This is a genomic window from Methanospirillum sp. (assembly GCF_028679455.1).
In the GTDB taxonomy this organism is placed as follows: domain Archaea; phylum Halobacteriota; class Methanomicrobia; order Methanomicrobiales; family Methanospirillaceae; genus Methanospirillum.
In genome coordinates, this window is sequence record NZ_JAJRBM010000175.1 from 1 (window position 1) to 3,623 (window position 3,623).

Annotated in this window: 4 protein-coding genes and 1 pseudogene; 1 reads left to right on the forward strand and 4 read right to left on the reverse strand. The window is 47.6% G+C overall.

Annotation, left to right across the window (positions count from 1 at the left end):
• A pseudogene (locus tag LUQ50_RS05895) lies at positions 1 to 882 on the forward strand (phosphate--AMP phosphotransferase); the annotation flags it as partial.
• Positions 883 to 906: 24 nt separating this feature from the next.
• Here the strand turns inward: LUQ50_RS05895 and LUQ50_RS05900 are convergent.
• The 4 genes from LUQ50_RS05900 to LUQ50_RS05915 all read right to left on the reverse strand — a co-directional run.
• Positions 907 to 1,536, reverse strand: a complete 630-nt coding sequence (locus LUQ50_RS05900; protein ID WP_300037606.1) for a response regulator — start codon at positions 1,534 to 1,536, stop codon at positions 907 to 909.
• A gap of 76 nt (positions 1,537 to 1,612) precedes the next feature.
• On the reverse strand, positions 1,613 to 2,704 hold the full coding sequence (locus LUQ50_RS05905; protein WP_300037609.1) for an SPFH domain-containing protein: 1,092 nt from the start codon (positions 2,702 to 2,704) through the stop codon (positions 1,613 to 1,615).
• Positions 2,704 to 3,162 (reverse strand): NfeD family protein, encoded by a 459-nt coding sequence (locus LUQ50_RS05910; protein WP_300037612.1) that lies wholly within the window; start codon positions 3,160 to 3,162, stop codon positions 2,704 to 2,706. The genes LUQ50_RS05905 and LUQ50_RS05910 overlap by 1 nt, the downstream gene beginning before the upstream one ends.
• Positions 3,163 to 3,201: 39 nt before the next feature.
• Positions 3,202 to 3,623, reverse strand: a 422-nt coding sequence (locus LUQ50_RS05915) for an ARMT1-like domain-containing protein (protein WP_300037615.1), incomplete at its 5' end; no start/stop codon positions are given.

Sequence of the window (3,623 nt, forward strand, 5' to 3'; positions counted from 1 at the left end):
ATCGTTGAGGCTGAGCAGATCAAGTATGCTCATGTAAAGATTCTGCGGACGATCAACTCAATGATCGAGGGGTGGCTTGCCAATCTCGATGAGGCTTCGGCTGATAATTCCCAATACCTTGCAGTAAAAGGGGTGATGCGGAACATCGGAGAGACCTGCATTCTCGATACTGTGGATCTTTCCCGTTCGTACTCCAAAGATGAGTATAAACCACTGATGGAACAGTGTCAGGAAGATATCCGCAAAATCCAGTTTGCGGCATATCGTCAGGGTATTCCGGTTGTTATTGTCTTTGAGGGTTGGGATGCTGCCGGAAAAGGGGGATGTATTATCAGATTAACGAATCCTCTTAATCCCCGTGGTTATGTCGTAGAGCCGATTAGTGCTCCGAACGATTATGAGAAACTGCACCATTATCTCTGGAGATTTTACCCTAAATTTCCACGGAAAGGGCATATCACCATATTTGATCGCTCATGGTATGGGCGTGTTCTCGTCGAACGGGTAGAGAACTTCTGTAAAGAGGATGAATGGCAGCGGGCGTATCATGAGATCAATGCGATGGAAGAGCAACTGGCCAGAAACGGGGTTGTCATTGTAAAATTCTGGCTCCATATTGATCAGGATGAACAACTGCGACGGTTCAACGAACGTGAAAACAGCGCCTATAAACGATACAAGATCACCGATGAGGACTGGCGAAACCGGAAAAAGTGGGATGAGTATGAACTTGCGGTAAATACCATGATCCGTAAGACCAGCACACCGGAGGCTCCCTGGACTATCATTCCGGCGAATAATAAGTATTATGCACGAGTATTAACCATCAAAACTGTTATTGAAGCGATAGATAAGAAGATCGAAGAAATTGGATCCCTCTAATCCTGATATTTTCCATTTTTGAGTTTATACAAGCAGGCTTTGATGTAATTCCTTGCACCGTTTCTGGTCCTCTTCAAACTGATTGATCACCTGGTGCAGTTCAGGAATGTCAAAATCAGTCTCGATGGTACCATCAGTTTTGATCGGGTAAATCCGTCCCAGGATCGTGATTAAGCGCTTCCCAATCAGAGTCCTGTGTCGAATCTGTGCGTACTCATTGATCAGATCAGGGTCTCCTCCTCTGATTTTTGCCTGATCAACTTCTCCCTGGATCATCTCTCTGCGTTCCCTGACTCCTTCAACTGCTTTGACCAGATCAGGAAGACGGACCGGTTTTATCAGATAATCTTCGATCTGATCACCATATCTGATAACATCCTTGATCGTGAGGCTTTTTCCGGTCTGCATAATGATGGGAATATCCTGCGTTGTTGCTCTATTCTTGATATGGGTAAGGGTTTCCCATCCATCCATCGGTTTCATCATCACGTCAAGGATGATGATATCGGGCATGTCAGCGTCAATCAGGTCGAGGGCTTCTTTTCCTGATATCGCTCCCCGGGCATCATATCCCTGCTGCTTCAAAGTCTCTACAAAGGCCATCTTCAACAGGGCCTCATCATCGATATATAATACTTTCAGACCGGTTGACATCTGGAATTCTCCCTCGTTGAATGCCACAGATCAGTGCACCAATGGTTCACACATAAATAATAGGTTGTATTTTGATTCATTCTAATATGATTTTTTTCTCAACTGCGACATCCTTTTCACTGATCTCTATCCCGGCATTCTGCCCCTCTTTCATAATTGCCTTTGTCTCTTCTTCAATGGATTTTACCACCTCTGTAATATATTCTGCAGAGGGGATATCACCGAGGAGGCTGTCGTCAAGGGTCTCCGATGGGGAATCGGTCTCATCCATTTCCTCCGTGGCACCAAGGAATTTAGCACCCTGGCGAATCAGGCTTGATATCTCGAATGGGAAGATGATCTTGGTTGCCTGACCTGCCGACATCGTTTTTAGCGCGTCAAGCGAAAGGACGGTAATCGCTCGTTTATCGAGAGCCCGTGCCCCGATTGAGAGTACTCGTAGTCCCTGAGCCTCACCCTGTGATCGCAGGATCTGAGACATCCGTTCACCATCAGCCTTGAGGATCTTACTCTGACGCTCTCCTTCTGCCTCAAGGATCATACTCTTCTTCAGACCTTCAGCCTTCAGGATGGCAGATCGTTTCTCTCCGTCAGCCCTGAGAATTGCTGCCCGGCGTTCACGTTCGGCTGCAGTCTGCTCGGTCATTGCCTGTTTGACTGCACCTACAGGGTCGACTTCCTTGATCTCAACCCGTTCTACCTTAACACCCCACTGGTCGGTCTCCCGGTCAAGGATGTCCCGAAGTCGGGTGTTTATGGACTCACGATTATACAGAACCTCGTCGAGTTCCATGTCACCGATGATCCCTCGCAGAGTTGTCTGGGCGAGTGCTACGGTTGCCATCCGGTAGTTTGCCACCTCAAAGACAGCCTTCTCCGGGTCGATTACCTTGATGTAGACTATGGCGTCCACATTGGTGGGCGAGTTGTCTTTGGTGATAACCTCCTGGGATGGAATCTCGATGACCAGAGTTCGGAGATCCACTTTAATAATCTGGGTGATGAATGGGACAACCCATCTGAATCCCTGGTTTAATCGTCCGATATACTGCCCCAGCCTGATCTGGAGACCCTGTTCATACGGCTGGATGATTACTACACCCCGTGCAAAGATGATCAGGATGATAATAATCAGGATAATGGTGATAAATGTCTCAATAAATGCCATTATTCTACCTCTTCAACAACAATATGCACACCCTTCGAGGAGATAACTCTTATCCTTGCCCCTTCCGGGATTTTTCCCTCTTTTGCCTTTGCACTCCATATCTGCCCTTCGATACTCACCTTTCCGTCAAGACTGGCTGCATCAGCTTCGGTGATGAGCAACCCTTCTTTCCCGATGAGTGAATCCATGCTCGTGGTATAGGGTTTCTGACCCGGGGGGGTCATTCTGCTGTATGCGAATACGGTTACAAGAGCAGCTGCAATTGCAATCCCGACACCTGCCAGGATTCCCAGGTTGGTACTGAAGATATCAATACCAAGCAGCAGAAGGATTCCGATGATGATCAGGACCGTACCGGGAACAAGGAGAAAGAACCCGGGGGAGAATACTTCGAGTCCGATTAAAAATGTGCCTGCCAGAACAACAAGCCATCCATATGATAATCCCTCAACGGCCATATGGAGTACTCTGACTCCTGATATCAAAAAGATGATGATTTAGCGGGATCTGAGTATCGCGAGTTTTGAACCCCTGGGAACACCGAGTTCTTCTGCGATAGGGTCACACTTTGCTGCGAGGAGATATGCTATCGGTGGCAACCCGGTCTCCTCCCGAAGACTCTCATAATTGGCCATCCCTTTGGAGATGATGAGGGTACAGGTATCAAGGGCTTCCTGAACATGGGCCGGAAGAAGATCAAATCTGATCCCGATCTCTGCTCCTGCCCCATTTGTCCAGAGATGGTCTGCGATATGATCAAGCCCTAGAGCCTTCGCTTCGGTCATCGTAGCATCATTGAGTATCGGAGCATCCCGTACAATTACAGTTATATGTGATCCTTTCTGTTTCAGGTGCTTAATGAGCATCCGATCGAATACGATCTCTCCACAATTGTCGGTAAGGTACAAAACGCGCTGTG

What these genes read in the sequence shown, in the direction of transcription:
- LUQ50_RS05905 (WP_300037609.1), bottom strand. Translation starts at nt 2,704, where the DNA reads ATGGCATTTATTGAGACATTTATCACCATTATCCTGATTATTATCATC.
- LUQ50_RS05900 (WP_300037606.1), bottom strand. Translation starts at nt 1,536, where the DNA reads ATGTCAACCGGTCTGAAAGTATTATATATCGATGATGAGGCCCTGTTG.
- LUQ50_RS05910 (WP_300037612.1), bottom strand. Translation starts at nt 3,162, where the DNA reads ATGGCCGTTGAGGGATTATCATATGGATGGCTTGTTGTTCTGGCAGGC.